Origin of the sequence: Christiangramia portivictoriae DSM 23547 (assembly GCF_000423045.1) — a bacterium.
Taxonomy (GTDB): domain Bacteria; phylum Bacteroidota; class Bacteroidia; order Flavobacteriales; family Flavobacteriaceae; genus Christiangramia; species Christiangramia portivictoriae.
This window is the reverse complement of record NZ_KE383972.1, coordinates 153,881-171,358: the sequence shown is the minus strand read 5'-3', so window position 1 is coordinate 171,358 and position 17,478 is coordinate 153,881. Positions and strand designations below refer to the sequence as shown.

Annotated in this window: 8 protein-coding genes; 2 read left to right on the top strand and 6 right to left on the bottom strand. The window is 40.2% G+C overall.

All coding sequences use genetic code 11. The annotated features are described in order from the left end of the window. The first annotated feature begins 24 nt into the window (after positions 1–24). Positions 25–3,240 carry a VPS10 domain-containing protein gene (locus G529_RS0113335; RefSeq protein WP_035696135.1) on the top strand — a complete coding sequence of 1,072 codons (3,216 nt, stop codon included), beginning with the start codon at positions 25–27 and terminating at the stop codon, positions 3,238–3,240. A gap of 59 nt (positions 3,241–3,299) precedes the next feature. Here the strand turns inward: G529_RS0113335 and G529_RS0113330 are convergent, their stop codons facing one another. Then, positions 3,300–4,265, bottom strand: a complete 966-nt coding sequence (locus G529_RS0113330) for an App1 family protein (protein ID WP_026915999.1) — start codon at positions 4,263–4,265, stop codon at positions 3,300–3,302. Between the two features lie 70 nt (positions 4,266–4,335). Between G529_RS0113330 and G529_RS0113325 the strand changes: the two genes are divergently transcribed. Further along, a complete protein-coding gene (locus G529_RS0113325) occupies positions 4,336–5,238 on the top strand; it encodes a diacylglycerol/lipid kinase family protein (RefSeq protein WP_026915998.1) in 903 nt (300 codons plus the stop codon). On the opposite strand, the gene G529_RS0113320 is transcribed toward G529_RS0113325, so the two are convergent. Genes G529_RS0113320 through G529_RS0113300 form a run of 5 tightly spaced genes read right to left on the bottom strand, consistent with a single transcriptional unit; the run spans position 5,213 to position 17,396 of the window. Then, positions 5,213–6,136 (bottom strand): GyrI-like domain-containing protein, encoded by a 924-nt coding sequence (locus G529_RS0113320; RefSeq protein ID WP_026915997.1) that lies wholly within the window; start codon positions 6,134–6,136, stop codon positions 5,213–5,215. The genes G529_RS0113325 and G529_RS0113320 overlap by 26 nt on opposite strands. 1 nt (position 6,137) lies before the next feature. Beyond that, the gene (locus tag G529_RS0113315; RefSeq protein ID WP_035696133.1) at positions 6,138–7,502 is read right to left on the bottom strand and encodes a vanadium-dependent haloperoxidase; all 1,365 of its coding nucleotides are present in this window, start codon (positions 7,500–7,502) and stop codon (positions 6,138–6,140) included. Beyond that, positions 7,486–10,767, bottom strand: coding sequence for a VCBS repeat-containing protein (locus tag G529_RS0113310; RefSeq protein WP_245566932.1), 3,282 nt, complete (start codon positions 10,765–10,767; stop codon positions 7,486–7,488). The genes G529_RS0113315 and G529_RS0113310 overlap by 17 nt, the downstream gene beginning before the upstream one ends. After that, the gene (locus tag G529_RS0113305) at positions 10,748–14,119 is read right to left on the bottom strand and encodes a VCBS repeat-containing protein (RefSeq protein ID WP_026915994.1); all 3,372 of its coding nucleotides are present in this window, start codon (positions 14,117–14,119) and stop codon (positions 10,748–10,750) included. Before G529_RS0113305 ends, G529_RS0113310 begins: the two co-directional genes overlap by 20 nt. Then, positions 14,112–17,396 carry a VCBS repeat-containing protein gene (locus G529_RS0113300; protein ID WP_026915993.1) on the bottom strand — a complete coding sequence of 1,095 codons (3,285 nt, stop codon included), beginning with the start codon at positions 17,394–17,396 and terminating at the stop codon, positions 14,112–14,114. The genes G529_RS0113305 and G529_RS0113300 overlap by 8 nt, the downstream gene beginning before the upstream one ends. Between the last annotated feature and the right edge of the window lie 82 nt (positions 17,397–17,478).

Sequence of the window (17,478 nt, the reverse complement as noted above, 5' to 3'; positions counted from 1 at the left end):
CATATTTTAAATTTCAACATTTTCATGAGATATTCTTATCTGTTAAGGCTTTTTGCTTTAATAATTACCACCAATCTTACTGCACAGAACTTCGATCTTGAACTTTTTAAAAATAAAACGCCACGAAATATAGGTCCCGCCGGGATGAGCGGTCGAGTTACTTCAATCGATGTCGTGGAGAGTGATCCTAATATTATGTATGCCGGTACTGCTTCCGGTGGTTTATGGAAATCTTCAAGTGCCGGTATCAAGTGGGAACCAATATTTGATAACGAAGTCACTGCTTCTATTGGAGCGGTTGCAGTACAGCAATCCAACCCTTCTGTGATCTGGGTAGGAACCGGGGAAGGTAATCCCAGAAATAGCCTGAATGGCGGTTATGGAATTTACAAAAGCCTGGATGGTGGAAGGACCTGGAACAGTATGGGCCTGGAGAAGACCAGGCATATTCACCGTGTAATCATACACCCTGATAATCCTGATATTGTATATGCAGCAGCAATAGGTTCACCCTGGGGTGCACACCAAGAAAGAGGCGTTTATAAAACGACTGATGGCGGAGAGACCTGGAATAAAATTCTTTTTACCAACGAACTTTCGGGTGCCGCAGATCTGGTGATGGATCCAAAAAATCCTAACAAGCTTGTCGCTGCCATGTGGGAACATAAAAGAGATCCCTGGTTTTTCAAATCTGGTGGTGAAGGTTCTGGTCTATATATTACTTTTGATGGAGGAAAGACCTGGAAGAAAAAAACCGAAAAAGATGGCCTGCCCAAAGGAGATCTGGGAAGAATTGGATTGGCCATTGCCCCATCAGATCCTGATATTATATATGCGCTGGTGGAATCCAAAAAGAACGCCCTGTATAAATCTTTTGATGGCGGGTTTAGCTGGAACATGGTGAATGATAAAGATGAAATTGGAAACCGACCATTTTATTATTCAGATCTTTTTGTAGATCCTCAAAATGAGAATCGCCTATATTCTGTTTTTACCTATGTGAATGTTTCTGAAGATGGAGGAAAGAGTTTTAATGAGCTCATGCCAGCCTATGGGGTGGATAATGGCATACATCCAGATCATCATGCATTCTGGATCCACCCTGAAGATGGAAGTTTTTTGATGGATGGTAACGATGGCGGACTCAATATTTCTAAGGATCGTGGGAAAAGCTGGAGATTCGTAGCCAATCTTCCAGTTGCACAATTTTATCATATCGCGGTGGATAATGAATTCCCATATAATGTTTATGGTGGAATGCAGGATAATGGTAGCTGGAGAGGTCCTGCTTACGTCTGGAAGGCCCAGGGAATCCGCAATTCCTACTGGCAGGAAATAAGTTTTGGAGATGGCTTCGACGTCGTTCCAGATCAGGACGACAGCAGATTCGGCTGGAGTATGAGTCAGCAAGGCTATGTGAGCAGATATGATCATATCACTGGAAATAATTATTCAGTTAGACCTACGCATCCAGATCCAGATGTAGAACTAAGGTTCAACTGGAATTCAGCAATCAATATTGACCCATTCAGTACCAGTACGATTTACTTCGGAAGTCAGTTTGTACATAAAAGCACAGATAAGGGTTTAACCTGGGAGATCATATCACCAGATCTAACCACCAATGATCCTGAAAAACAGAAACAAACTGAAAGTGGCGGACTTACCATGGATGCCACCGGAGCAGAAAATTTTACAACGATCCTAGTCATCGAGCCTTCACCTTTAGAAGAGAATATGCTTTGGGTAGGAACAGATGATGGTAAAGTCCAATACACCCGAGATGGAGGAAAAAACTGGACCGATGTCTCCAGTAACTTACCAAAATTACCGGAAGGCAGCTGGATCGTACAGATCAAAGCCAGTAATAAGCGAAAAGGCGAAGCCCTGCTGGTTGCCAATGATTACAGACGATTTAATTATAAGCCTTATGCTTACAGAACCAGCAATTATGGTAAAAGTTGGGAGCGTATCGTTGATGAGGAGGATACAGAAAGTTATGCCCTAAGCATCATAGAAGATCCTGAAGAAGAAAACCTGATGTTCCTGGGGACAGATGACGGTTTATATATTTCGCTGGATGCCGGAAACAACTGGGAGAAATACACGCATGGGTTCCCTACAGTATCTGTAAAGGATCTGGTAATCCACCCACGAGAACATGATCTGGTTATTGGTACATTTGGTAGAGCAGCCTGGGTACTGGATGATATAAGACCTTTTAGAAAACTTGCCGGATCGCCTAATATTACAGAGAATAAATTAACCTTATTCGAACCTCCGGTTGCTTATCATAACGCTACACAGCAGCCTACGGGTAGCAGATTTGGTGGAGATGCGGTCTACCAGGGGGAAAATCGAGACCAGGGAGCACACATTTCGTACTTTATTAAAATAGACTCTTCGCCAGACAAGGCGGAACCAGCAAATGATACAGAAGAACCATCTGGTAGTGAGGACAAGGATAAAAAAACTGATAAGGACAGTATTAGCCTTAAAATCTATGATGCAGAGCGTTTGATCAGGACTTTGAAGGAAAAAGCTCCAGACAGCACTGGATTGTACAAAATTAGATGGAATCTGGATGAAAAAGGCGCTGACAGGCCTTCAAGATCTATCAGGGAGTCCAAAAGAGAACCAGGCGGTGTAGCCGTAAAGCCAGGAACTTACAAACTTGAACTCAGTTTTGATGGAGAGACTTCAGAAGAAATGATCGAAGTCAAAACAGATCCTCGTCTTGAAATTTCAGAAGAAAGTATTTCAGCAATCTACAATGCGAGCAAAAAATTAGAGAAATGGCAACAAACCGCTGCCGATGCTACAGAGCAACTTGTAAAGAGCAAAAATACTGCAGAACAAATTGCGGATGATCTAAAGAAAAATCTGGAAGATACTGAAGAGAGAAAGTCGGCTTTGAAAAGTGTAGATTCTATTACTAAGAAACTGGAGGAACACATTGCACTATTTTTAGGTAAGCTGGATGACAGGCAGGGAATTACCAGGAACAGAGAAAATACGGTAATGACCAGGCTGGGAACAGCATCGAGCTACGTGAGCTCCAGGCAAAATGGAATTACCAGAACTGAAGAAATGCTAATGGAGCAGGCTCGTGAGGAACTGGAGAATGCCTTGAAAAAAACGAATGATTTTTACAAAAATGAATGGCCGGCATTTATGACCGAAATCAAACAAATTGAGATGTCACCTTTTAGAGAAACAGAATTATTCGAATTAGATTAGAATGAAAGAAGCCCTTCTAAAGAAGGGCTTTTTCTATCTCAATTTTTTCAATCTTAATTCTACAGGATTCCGATGGCTTCTGAATGTTCAATAGCCCGCTTACTATCCTTGAAATAGCAGGTTTTCACCTCCATACTCTCGATATTATCCAGAACCTCCTGTATCTTGGTTTTAGGTGAACTGGAAGTCTGGCGTATATAGATCGCCCGGATATTCCTGGGAAATGTTTTACAGATTCGTTCATATAGGTAAGGGTCGTGCTGAGAATCATCACCTAAAAGAACATATTGCAAATGTGGATAAAACGAAATTATATCCTTGATCTTTACAAATTTATGATCATGATCTCCCCTTCCGGTTTTGATAAAGTCCATTAAGCCTGTCTTGATCTGCTTTAATTTGATAACAGCTTTTGGAAGATCGTGCAAGCGAGCGAATTCATCAATAAAATCGTACAGATTCCATTCGCTGGAAGAAACATAAAAGAAAGAATTAAAAGATTCATCCTCATCTCTACCCGCTTTACTAAGTCTTTGATAATGTTCTTTAACTTCCTCAAAAATTTTACGGTTGTTGATGTTCTTTGAAAGCATCACGTAAATCTTTTTAAAGAACTTACTGCTATGAGATACCAGAAACGTATCATCAATATCTGAGATGATAGCGAGCTTCCCTGGGTGTGGTTTAAGTAGCTCTCCCTTTTCTACCATTCCAATTTCACCAGTATTACAAATCACCTCATATTCGTGCCATCCTGGTTCTAGTTTAGAATTATAGGGAACCGTAAATCTAAAATAACCATCATCCTGTGTTTTGGTTGTAACCTCTAGGTCCTGAAACTTTAATTTAACTTCATAATTTGGCAAGGGTTCGATACGAAATTTGTGGAGCAGGCTATATGCATGCTTTACTCCCTTCCTGTCAATGCTATACTTATCTGGTGCCCAGGACTGGAAAAGATGTCCAAAAACCACCAGTTCCTCTTCATTTACATATCCTCGATAAAGTTTTAGATCCAGCTTCAAAATTTGGCCTTTTTTTAAAATCACTCCGTTCCAAAATAGTTAATTTTAGAGGTAATTCAACTAAATCTATATGAATTTTAACCAAGTTTTATTGATAGTGAATCCAATATCTGGTGATCTGGATAAAAAGCAACTAATACAAAGGGTTAGAAACTACGCTAAAACTTACGACCTGACTCTCCATTTGTTTGCCACAACGGGTAAGAAAGATACCGAAAAAATTCAGCAGCGTATAGAATCACATAAAATTGAAAGGATTGTGGCGATTGGTGGTGACGGTACGATCAACCTGGTAGCCAATGCGATCAAAAACTATGATATCCCATTAGGAATTATCCCGGCTGGATCTGCCAATGGACTAGCTACAAATTTCAATATCCCGGAATCGCTGGATCAACAGGTGGAAATAGCCTTTGGCAGTACAATCTTTGAAATGGACCTCCTCAAGATCAATGATGATATTTGTTTGCATCTAAGCGATCTTGGTTTAAATGCTGAATTGATTCAGAATTATGAAGAATCCAGGTTTCGAGGAAAAATTGGTTATTTGCTACAATCACTTCCAACTTTGCTTAAAAGTGAATACCCTTTTGAATTTGAAGTGGAAACCAATTTCAAGAAGCGCGAAACCAGCGGCGCTTTACTCGCCATAGCCAATGCAAACAAGTATGGTACCGGTGCTAACATCAACCCTGCAGGAAAAATGAATGATGGGTTGTTCGAGATTATTATCTATAAGAAACTGGATATAAAAGAGATCATCAAGACTATTCGCAATGAAACCGATATTCATTCAGATGTTGTTGAAACTTTTCAGGTTAAAGAGGCCAGGATCACCTGTAAAAAACCTGTGGCATTTCAGATAGATGGAGAATTTAAAGGTGAAAATTCTGAAGTGAAAATTAGTATCATGGATGAAAAACTAAAGATTCTCGTGCCTGCAGATTTTACTTCCGAGGCTCTACCGGCATAAAGATTTCGGCTTTCCAACTCAAAGCATCTCCTCCGGTTTTAGGGTTATTCCAGAAGATTTCAAGAGGCAATTTACTGGTTTTCAGACTACGTTCACTTGCTTCAGAAAGCAATTGATGCCAGGCAAGATCTGAACTCCTGTAATTTCCATTGTAAATCGCTTTCAAAGAAGTCGTTGCCGGAAATTGCTGAAATTCAATAAACGTATTGGGCCTTATATCCTGGGCAAGATTTACCGGGAAGCAAAAGTCATAGTCTATAGTACCGTTCTGTTCATCCCAGGCCTTGATCTTTACGAATGGATAAGCCGTCAGTTTTAGTTTATGGGCGATCTGGAAGTCTTCCAGGTAACCAATATCTCTAACCATTTGCATGGCTTTGTTTTCAACCTTAATACCTTCAGCAGGTTTGCAAATGCAATCGAGCGCGGGAGAATACACGATACTATCGATCACCTGCACCCTATAAGCCGACTGTCTTTTCAGCAACTCCTTACCAAATTTCAGAAAAGAGTTTTCAAGACTGTCAATATAGTCACTATAAGCAAATACATTCAGCAGAGCAAGTCTATTACCAATTGATTTATTGGATGCAACATTCACGGAAATGTTAGTAAGGCTGTCTGCATGATTTTCCAATTCCCACAATAGCTGAAGTTCTTCGTCTCCAAACTGCAGGGTTTGTAGAATTTCCTGGTAACCTTCGTTTTGCTGAAATACAACTTTCGGCTGACTCTTAAAAATACTGTAAGCTTCGATGTCTTTGATTTCCTGCTGAACCAGAGCAGGAGAATGCTTTGCCTGAAACCTGAACTGGTAATCGTACTTTTTCACAAATAAAAACCAACCCAGGCTGAGGTGTAGAACACCCAGCAGGATTGTTACGAACTTCTTGATCATGTTAGTTGGAAGCTAATTCGGTTTTATTAGAAGATTTTGTCATGTGAAGATTATCGATCACATATTTCCCAAGATCCTGGCCCTGGCTTAATCCCACTTCGATTGCCGCGCGGTAATGAATACCACCATATAATCTGCTGTTTGCTGCCTCTTCTGAAGCCTTATTAAATGATTCAAAACTTCTAACCGGTAGTCCATAATCTACTTCAGTATCATCATCAAAGGCGAAGTTATCACCAAAAATATCTGTCAATGCTGTGGCAGCAGCTGCAGAAATTACAGAATGACCACTTGTATATTCCGGAAATGGTGGTGTTTGCAAAACAGATGTCCAGTTCTCATCAATATATTTATTGATCACCGTTTCAGGTCTTACAAGGTTGCTACGGTATTTTTCATCCCAGCAACTAATAAAACCATCTGCAATAGCAATAGCGGTCTTAGAATAGGCGTAAACAGATTTGCTGAAGTTCGCTTCGTCCTTCTGGCAGGCAATTTTCACAATACCCATCCAGTGACCACCCGGAGTGATCTTTTTAGTGGCAAACATCAAATGGCCTCTAAGTATGGAAACATAAGGATTACAATCCCAGAATTTGGCGATAGCCATTTCTTCACTGTTCTCTTCATCCTGAGCGATCTTTTCCCTGATGTTATAGACCTCCATAAGCTCAGTATGAAATCTTGAGCCTTCTTCCATAGAAAATTCTGGTGGCGGTACCGGTTTGAACTGGTTTGCATTATTGATCACAAATGGCCTGATTTTCATCCAGTGTGGTTCGATACCATCCATATAGGAAGGAGGTGTTGGCTGCCATCTACTCTCATCATCTGTAAGAATTGAAAATTTAGGCATGGTTCGAGTCTCAGAATAATTGTCCTGCTTTAACCAGTCCTTTATATGAGCGGCTACTCTTTTCCCGTACGTTTCAGAAACTTTGAAGGACCTCTCATTGGTATTTTTCCACTTGTTATAAAGGCTGTCACTTTTCATCTTCACTCTTTCTTCTGAAAATACCAGGCTGGTTGCGATATCATAAAAAGCGACGATGGCTGCAACTTCAGGATTGGTAAGATCAGACTCTGGAGCTGGTACTTCTTCCAGGTTGGTTAGTTGACCTGCCAGGCTCTGATAATTTTCATCAAACTGAGCCATTACTTCGTAAGCGGCAATATTTGAGTAAGCATATACTCTGCTTGCCACAGGAGGAGAAAATATATCGTGCACCATTGTTTTACTAATGTGCTCGTTCGCTGCATGAAAATCATCTGGTGTAACTACGATTTCTTTCTCTTCCTGATCACAGGAAACGAATAGAACCAGACTGCATGCAAGGAGTATGTAAGTTTTAAAAACTGAATTCATAGATTTCAATTTCTGAATTATTGATGGTCACTATAAGATAGGGCCTATTGGCAATTTTAATTATCGAGAAATCTTTAACAGATTTTTGTGATAAATTTAAACCAATTTCATAAGAATCAAGAATTTTATCCTGATTTAACATCAGCACGCCACCCATAGCATCAAATCTTCCATGGTATGGGGTCACTCCAAAATAATTGCCTCCTACCAGAACCTCCTCTTTACCATCCTCGTTAAAATCGTAACTAAATATTGCTTTAATTGGGGCTGTTTGTAACTCATTCTTAAAAGCTTTAAACTTAAAAGTACCTTTATCATTATCCAGATAACCAGATGAAAGTGTATGTACTTCCAGCAAATCTGCGCTATTCAATTCGTCTTTAGAAAATATTTCATCGATGCTTTTACCAGCAAAATCCTTATACTGAGTGAACTTCTTGCGCATCTGGTTTAACTGGGAACTTAACTCATCCAGGCCATAAGGCATATAATATTTGCCATCTTTTTCCATGGCAAGAATGGTTTCGGTTAAACCGTTTTGGTCAAAATCTTTGTAATATAATTTAAGAGGATGTTCAGCTGAAGCTTTCAATTTTGTGTTCAGACCCCAATTGCCCAGAAGATAATCCATATCACCATCGTGATCGATATCTGCAGCGATCAAAGTTTGCCATAGTCCGTTTAACGACCTGTTATCTAGCTTCGTGGATTTTTCAAAAGTTCCCTGGTTATTTTCAAGGATCACAGGAGGCATCCACTCCCCTACCATGATCATATCCAAATCATTATCTGCATCAATGTCTGTCCAGATCATATCGGTGATCATACCAATATTCTGAAAGGTCTTCGATTGTACTTTCTGAAATTTTCCATCGTCATTATGTAATAATACCGATTCCGGGATCGCACCATACTGGTAATTCTGTGCATTACTGCCTATAAAAATATCCAAATCACCGTCATTATCATAGTCGGCAGTTTTAATGACCGAGGAATTGAGGTACAACTCTGGAAAATCAACTGACTTCCTGAACTCACCTGATTTTGAGTTGTAATAGAGCCTATCCAGCAGATGCTTATTTTTCCCGACAGATTCTCCGCCACCGGAGGCGATAAGAATGTCTTGTAATCCGTCATTATCAAGGTCTGCAATAGTGATCGCGGCATCTTCAGCCAGAGAATCCTTGGTGATTGCGCCTATTTCCTGTTTTACAAATTCACCATTTTTCTGATAAAATATCGCTGCTGGTTTAAACCTGGAAGCTCCAAAAATAATATCATCCAGCCCATCATTATTGAGATCTGCAACCTGAACCGCAGGTCCAAGATCTGAAGTTTGATGTGGTATCAATTTCTGTATATCAAAATCATTATAAATATTCTCTTCATGCTTATAATCAATCCCAAAGTCTTCAGTTCTTTTAAATGGAAGTTTGCTTCGGGATTTAAGTATTTCAGAAGTTTTAAAACTATCCTTTGCATTGGAAAACTTCAGCAAAAAATTAGAGTTTAGTTTGGGTGAGCGTATAAGCTGTGAACGATCACCTGGCCATATAACCCTTAGACTATCTGCAATTTCATCTTGTTTTAAACCGAAATGCATTAACGGATCCGAGGAAGACTGAAAAGCTTTTGTACTGTAAAGTTGTCGGGATTGTATGCCTTCAGAGGTATAAAGTATCGCATTTGCTCCTATTCCGAAGGTATTCTTATCTGGCCCTTCAAGCTTGATTTTTAAATAATTTCCTTCCGCGAAATCATTGATATAAACACTTACCGGCTGGTTGATGTTGTTGGTAACGATATCCAGGTCACCATCATTATCCAGGTCGCCATAGGCCACTCCGGTTGAAATAATGCTATCATTCGAGATCCATCGCTTCGTCACATTTTCGAACTGCCCATTTCCAGAACCCCGAAAGATATAATTAGTGACAGCGCCAGAAGGCATTTTATCGAGCACTTCATTATCCACGATGGTGGTTTTATCCAGTTTTTTCTGAATTTGCTCATTAGAAGTATATTTCACATAATCCAGATCATTTGGGCGTCTGGGAATGCCGTTGCTAATAAACAGATCCTGAGAGCCATCCTGATCAAAATCTGCAAATACCGGTCCCCAGCTCCAGTCTGTAGCCGCTACGCCGCTCATGAGTGCCGTTTCAGCAAAGTATTCCCCACCTTTATTGATCTGAAGCATGTTGCGGGTGTACTGTGGATGATACCCCAATTTTTCGATACGAAAACGGTCCAGATTCACATTATCATCTCCTGCGGAAGATTTTAAAACAGTTTCATCTTCGGGCAGCATATCCAGCGTGATCAGGTCCACAAATCCATCATTATTAATATCTGCGGCGTCATTTCCCATGGAAAACCTGGACGTATGCCCAAACCTGCTCTTCAACTGCTCGCTGAAGGTACCGTCGCCGTTGTTCACGTAATAGTAATCATCTTCGTGAAAATCATTCCCAATATATACATCTGTAAAGCCATCATTATTGAAATCGGCAGTGGTGATGCCTAAACCGTAAGAATTCGCTCCGGCATAGATTCCTGCCTGTTCACTTATATCTCTAAATTTTCCATTCTCATTCAGCATCAATTTATCACCACTCTCGTACACCCGGTTATTCCGGATCTCTGCAGGGCCAAATGATTCGCTGGTATGCACCGCATGATTCAGAATAAATACATCAAGATCCCCATCATTTTCGAGATCGAAAAATGCAGCCTGCGAACTGTAAGTATCCAGGTCAAGACCATATTCAGCAGCGCTTTCAGTAAAGCTTAGATCTCCATTATTAATAAATAATTCGTTGTGACCTTGAAAACCATTTACGCCAACGACCGCAGAAACATAAATATCCAACAATCCATCGCCGTTAACATCTGCCATGGTCGTCCCTGTATTCCAGGTGCTTTGGCCGCCAACACCCGCCTTTAGCGTAATGTCTTCAAATTGCAATGAACCCTTATTGAGGTAGAGCCTGTTTTTAACCTGGTTTCCGGTGAAATAGATATCCGGGAGTCCGTCGTTATTGATATCTCCAATACTTACGCCTCCTCCATTGTAGAAATAGAGATAATCCAGAATGTTCTGGTCCCGGGTTTCCTTAAGTTCATTGACAAAATCGATCCCGGTTACTTTCTCTTTTGGGTTACTAAAAAAGAGGCACTCCTCTTCCTTTTTATAGTCTTTGGTACACGAGGAAAGTAAGATTACCAGTAAGAAAAGTAAATATCTACAGATTGCTGATTTCAAAAATTCGAGGTTTTTGGTCGTTAATAGCAGCGATTATAAAAGTCTTACCGTCTTTATCCTGAATGCGTTTCAGAAATTTCACTTCATCCCGAATATGGAAACCGCTTTCTTTAAAATCTTTCCATTCAAAATTCATCTTACCATCGCCTAGCAGTACATTTCCATAGCCTGCATCGAGTCGGCTAAACTGTGGTTTAAATTCAAAATCATTACCTGCCATTACCAGGTCAAGATTACCGTCGTTATTAACATCAACACAGGAAATTCCGCAAACACAAGAAAACTGGACTCTTCCCGGAAGTTTTTTGATTTTAAACTGACCTTTCCCATCATTGATAGCAATAATGGTTTCTGAAATATTCGCTTCCTTAACTATAGAATTCTGGATTTTTTGATCCGGGATCAACTCCTGTACGGTTTTCTTCGCATATTCTGAAGCTTTTAAATTTTCCTTTTTCAGAAAAACCAGCTGGGAAATCATCTCTTTCTTCATGTGCAGTGGATAGTCCTTACCATCACTATGCAGGGTGACGATCTGCTCGATAGTTCCATTATCATCGTAATCGTTTACCCATAACTTCATAGGATTTTCAAAACTTGTCTCATAGGCCAGATTAGCTCCCTTATTTCCTAAAACCAGATCCATGTCACCATCATTGTCCAGATCTGCAGTTTCCACCGTATTCCACCATCCAGAATACTTTTCCAGTTCATTTTTAAGCAGGTTCAGTCTTTTCCCTGAATTGGTATAAACATGAGGTGCACCCCAGTCTGAAACAGTGATGAGATCTTTCTTTCCATCACCATCCATATCTTCCCAGGTAGCGTCTGTAATCATCCCAGCATATTTTACATCGTAGGCAACCCTTTCTGTAGCGTTTACAAATTCACCATTTCCCTGGTTTTCAAGAAACAAATGCTGTGGGTCAATTCCATAGTTTACTGCCACACTTCTGGATCCTATAAAAATATCCACGTCTCCATCATCGTCAAAGTCATATGGCGCGATCGTCGCTACATTCTGTTCTACGGAAGGGATCTTAGCTTCGGTTGGTTTAAAATTTCCACGACCATCGTTGATATAAAGTCTTGGACGGTAATTCCTGGATTCGCCAATCTCGTTTCCGCCGGAACCAATCATAAGATCTAGTTTTCCGTCTCCATTTGCATCAAAGAACGAAGCGGCGGTATCCTCGAACATGGCATCTGCGGTCAAAGCAGGCTGATTCATCTTCTGCAAATTTCCGTTTCCACGGTTAAGGTAGATTGCTCCGGTTTGTTTTTTAGCACCGCCTATAAATACATCTTCATTACCATCATTGTTGATATCACCCACTGCCATCGCTGGTCCTTCCTGACTTAATTTCTTATAGATCATCCCTTCAAAATCGAAATCGGTGTACTGATTTTCAGTATGACTTTCCAGGTTATCGTTGGAAACTTCGGTAAGCAGTGTTTTTGATGTTGCCTGCTTCCCGATCTTGAATTGATCTTTAGCTTCGGAATGATTCAATACCAGCGTTTGATTTGCTTTCACATTTTGAAGCAACTGGGTCGCATTGTCTGGCCATATCACTCTTAAGGAATCTAAATTCTTCTTCTTACCTAAGCCTATATTCAGCACATAATCCATGGAGGACTGAAAACCGCGAGATGGATTTTCATCCTGCAAAATGATATCTTCACCTGCATACATCCTTACCACTGCTCCAATAGCAAACCTGTTCTTATCTGCACCTTCCAGTTTAATTCTAAGGTAATTATGGTCAACCATTTTCTCAGAATTGTTTCTGTAAATAAAGGAGTTCATATTTACATTGTTTACGACCAGGTCAAGGTCTCCATCATTATCAAGATCCCCGTAAGCACAACCATTGCTGAGACTGGGCAAACCTAATCCCCATTCTTCAGCTTTGTTCTTGAACTTCAGATTACCCTGATTCTGAAACGCATAATTAGGCAGTTTTGTAACCGGCATTTTATTGATAATAGAATCAATCGCTTCTTTTTTTCCGGTCAGGGCCATTTTCTGAATGATCTCATTGGCAAAAAATTCAACAAAATCAAGATCGGTTAGGTCATGATTAATTCCATTGGTCACATAGATATCGCGGTTCCCGTCATTGTCCATGTCAAAGATCAAGCCTGCCCAGCTCCAGTCGGTACTTTCAACTCCGCTAAAATGAGCGATCTCTGAAAATGACTCGTTGCCGTTGTTCAACTGCAGCGTATTATGAATGTATTGCTGGAAAAAATCTTTGCTTTGCTTCAGTTTAAAGACGTTATAACCTTCAAATTCCATGACAGATTTGACCCTTTCTTCAGAATCGGGAAGCATATCGGTGATAAAAATATCAGCGAAACCATCATTGTTGATATCTGCCATATCCACTCCCATTGCCGAAAGACATAAGTGCTGAGTCCAGTTTTCAATCTCTTCAGTAAAAGTGCCATCCTGGTTATTGATGTATAAATAATCACGCTCGTAGAAATCATTAGACACATAAATATCTGGATACAGGTCATTATTAAAATCACTCACCATTACTCCTAGTCCAAAACCAATCAAACTTCCGAAGATACCAGCGTCCTCACTTACATCGGTAAATACGCCATCATCATTTCTTAGCAGCATATCTCCCACTCCCCTAAAGATCTTAGGGACCCCTTCCCAATCCTGCGCGCGAATGTTACGTTGCTCGGCAAAACCAAGTGTACTCACTGGAATATTGGAATTATTCAGGATATAGGCATCAAGGTCACCATCCTTGTCGTAATCAAAGAAGGACGCATGCGTACTAAATCCGGTTTCTGCCAGGTTAAACTCCTTAGCTCTTTGAGTAAAAGTTAGATCACCATTGTTGATATATAAATCATTGTCATGATTGTCACCTTCCATATTGCCGGCATTGCTCACGTAAATATCCAGAAGACCATCATTATTGATATCAACCATATTGACCCCGGTAGACCAGGGTTTGTTTCCTTCCACGCCAGCAGATTCGCTAATATCTTCAAACTCGAAGTTCCCCTTGTTGAGATACAATTTATTCGGTTTCATATTAGCGGTTAGGTAAATGTCTGGGAGTCCATCATTATTGATATCTCCAATGGCAACACCACCACCATTATAAAAGTTCCGGTATTTGAAAATATTGAAGTCTGGCTGATTCTTAACTTCGTTTATAAAATCGATCCCTGTTTCTTCCGGAAGCATTTCAGTAAAAAGAGTATTCTGAGAGCGATTATTTTCTGCAGGATTATCCTCTTCCCTTTTTTTATCTGAATCGCAAGCGCTAAGTAATATTACAAAGCAAATAGCTAAAACCTGAATGTAACTGGTTCTATTCATTTTTGATCGTTGATTTTAATATTACAGGAGTGTCGTCATTCCTGGTGATGATCACATATTCCTGGTTTCCCACACATATTTTCCCGATGTCACGTGCTGCCCCGGAAATCGCTGGAAACTGTTTCGAAACTTTAAAATTTGCACTTCCATCATTTAATAGCAAAACAGCATGTGAAGCATCTAATCTACCTAATTGAGTGCTTATTTCATAGTGATTTCCTGCCAAAAGAATATCCTGAAAACCATCAGCATTATAGTCTGAAACTTCTATAGACATCATTGGTGAAACCTGAGCTTCAAAAGGCAATAGATGTTTTTTAAATTTTCCATTTCCAAGATTTTCGAAATAACAGGATGCTAGTTCTGTAACGTTTTGCTGTTGCGCTTCTGCTAATTTTTCCTTCGGAAAAATTTCTGAAAGCTCTGCATGAGCAAAATCTTTATAAGTGGTGAATTTTTTCTTTAAATATGGCAATTGCTGGTCCAGTTCATCTTTAGAAGCAAATACGGTTTCTTCACCCTTATGAAAATAAGTAAGCACAGGATCTGAAGTTCCATTCTCATCAAAATCGTTCAGGTAAAGATTTACAGGCTCATCCCGAGAGGCCGTAAGTCTGGAATTAAGACCCCAGTTCGCCACTACAAGATCATGGTCACCGTCATTATCAAAGTCGGCAATCTTTAGATCATTCCACCAGCCTTTGAAATCTGACAAATTACTATTCATTTTCGAGAAGGACTTGCCGCCATTATTGAGGTAGATCTCTGGCGCATTCCAATGTCCCGCCAGCACCAGGTCTGGAAAGCCGTCCCTGTTGAAATCAATCCATTCTGAAGTTTGTACGCTACCGGGCAGCTCCTTGAAATATTTGGGAGTTACATTCGCAAACCTGCCTTTTTGATTAATAAACAGAAATTGCTGTGTGCTAGAACCAAACTCGTGGGGTTTAAGATTGGACGAAATGAAAACATCGGGATAGCCATCCTTATTGAAATCTTTCACACTTACACCTGAAGCATTTAGGGACACCCCTTTAAAACCGCGTTCATCTTTTATAAACTGCCCGTTTTCATTCCGATAAAGCTTGGGCTGGATCGCTTTTCCAGATTTAAATTCATTGCCACCGCTTACCACCAGTATGTCCAGATCGCTATCCCTATCGTAGTCCAGCAAAGCGATTCCGGTATTTTCTGAAATGGCATCAGCCTCAAAAGCTGTAGTTTCAAATTTGCTAAAAGCAGCATTATCCTGAAAAAAGATCTGTAATGGCTGCGACTTTCCTCCTCCAAGAACAAGATCCTCCAATCCATCTCCATTTAGATCACCATTCGCCATGGTAGGTCCAGGGTTTGAATATGCAAACAGCGCTAGCGGTTGCCGGTTAAAGTCAAGACTTGGCTGTTCAGTATGTCGGTAATTTAGGATAGAATCGGTCGCATCATAAGCTTTCTGATCGTCTTTCGTTTGAGTTACAAATTTTTCAGAAGCAGAATATTTGGCAACAACTTTTTGATCTGCCTTCAAATCTTTTAAAATTGTCTGGCTGCCATCAAACCATTTTACGATGACAGAATCTACCATTTTGCTGGAACCCAAACCAAAATGCAATCCCGGTGCGAGCGAAGAAAGATAGCCGCGACTTAGGTATTGCTCTTTCATTTGCATTCCATACTTTGTATAAACACTTACCTTGGCTCCAATGCCGAATCGATTGTTTTCTGGCCCCTGCAGCTGAACCTTTAAAAACTTATTTTTTGCTGTGGTATTTTCATAGACAAAAGCCGCGTCATCGGTGTTGTTGGTCACCAAATCCAAATCGCCATCATCATCCAGATCCACATAAACACTCCCGTGGCTAAAGCTTTCCTGAGCAGGAAGCCAGGCTTCAGATGCATTTGTAAAGCTGTGCGTACCATCATTCCTGAAAATATAATTTTCAAGCTTTTTTTCAGGTAATCGCTTTGTAAGATTTTCGAGGTCAATTTTCTCCCCACTGGATAATTGTTGCTGAATCTCTTCCGTAGAAATGAATTTGATATAATCCATGTCATTGGTAGCACCTTTGATTCCATTGGTAATGAACAAATCCTGGTTCGTATCATTATCAAAATCGGCAAATAATGCGCTCCAGGACCACTCGGTCGCAGCGACACCACTCAGATTGGCTACCTCAGAAAAATTAAGATCCCCAAGATTGATATGCAGGGTATTTTGCATATACTGCGGCGCGAATCCATTTCTCAAGTAATTCGCGTAGGTCTGAAAAGGAAATTCCAGTCCCGAAGTTTTATAGGTTTCCAGATTTTCGGGTAGCATATCCAGGGAAATAATATCAGCCAGACCATCATTATTCATATCTGCAATATCGTTCCCCATGGAATAATGCGAAGTATGTCCCAGGTTTTGCGGACTACCGGTCATGAGTTCCTGAAAAGTACCATCCTGCTGATTAATGTATACATAGTCATTTTCAAAAAAATCATTTCCCACATATATGTCGGAATAACCGTCGTTATTAAGATCTCCCACTGCGACGCCCAGACCGTAGCCCGTAGGACCCTGGAATATTCCGGTTTCTGCGGAAACATCTACAAAAGAGCTTCCGTCATTCCTGAAGATTCGGTCTCCTGCTTTCGCATCGAAAGAAGAACGTTTGCTCCCACGACCATAATTCCGATTTGGGTGAATGGAGTGATTTAGGAGGAACAGGTCCAGATCTCCATCCAGATCATAATCCAGAAAAACCGATTGCGTAGAATAGCCACTGAAGTCCAGACCATATTCCCTGGAACTTTCCTTGAATTTCAAATTTCCATCTGAATCAATACCATTATTGATATATAACAAATTATGACCTTCCAGATCTTCGATTCCTGCAACTTTCGAAATATAGAGGTCCATGAGTCCATCATTGTTAATATCAATATTGGAAACTCCCGTGGTCCAGCCGGTAGAGTTCTCAATATTGCTTTGTGAGGTGACGTCCTTGAATTTGAAATTCCCAAGATTTACATATAATTTATCTGATGCTTCATTAGAGGTGAAATATAGATCTGGAAGTCCATCATTATTATAATCTGCAGTAGCCACTCCAGCGCCATTATAGTAATATAAATAATTAAGGATGTTTAGGTTAGAGTCCGGATCAAGCTGATTACTGAAATCAATTCCGGTTGATTCACTGCTTTTTTTAAGAAAAAGAGTTTGCTTTTTCTCACAGGCTGAGAACAGGATAAAGATAAAAATGAAATATGTAAGCCGAATGGCTTTTGCCATAATAAATCGCTTTGAGGAGGAGGTTGAAAGGTAAATAATTTTAACACATGTATAACAAAAAAAGAGGGCTAAAATAGCCCTC

Coding starts and splice junctions, on each gene's coding strand:
- G529_RS0113300 (WP_026915993.1), bottom strand. CDS start 17,396: ATGGCAAAAGCCATTCGGCTTACATATTTCATTTTTATCTTTATCCTG.
- G529_RS0113325 (WP_026915998.1), top strand. CDS start 4,336: ATGAATTTTAACCAAGTTTTATTGATAGTGAATCCAATATCTGGTGAT.
- G529_RS0113335 (WP_035696135.1), top strand. CDS start 25: ATGAGATATTCTTATCTGTTAAGGCTTTTTGCTTTAATAATTACCACC.
- G529_RS0113320 (WP_026915997.1), bottom strand. CDS start 6,136: ATGATCAAGAAGTTCGTAACAATCCTGCTGGGTGTTCTACACCTCAGC.
- G529_RS0113315 (WP_035696133.1), bottom strand. CDS start 7,502: ATGAATTCAGTTTTTAAAACTTACATACTCCTTGCATGCAGTCTGGTT.
- G529_RS0113305 (WP_026915994.1), bottom strand. CDS start 14,119: ATGAATAGAACCAGTTACATTCAGGTTTTAGCTATTTGCTTTGTAATA.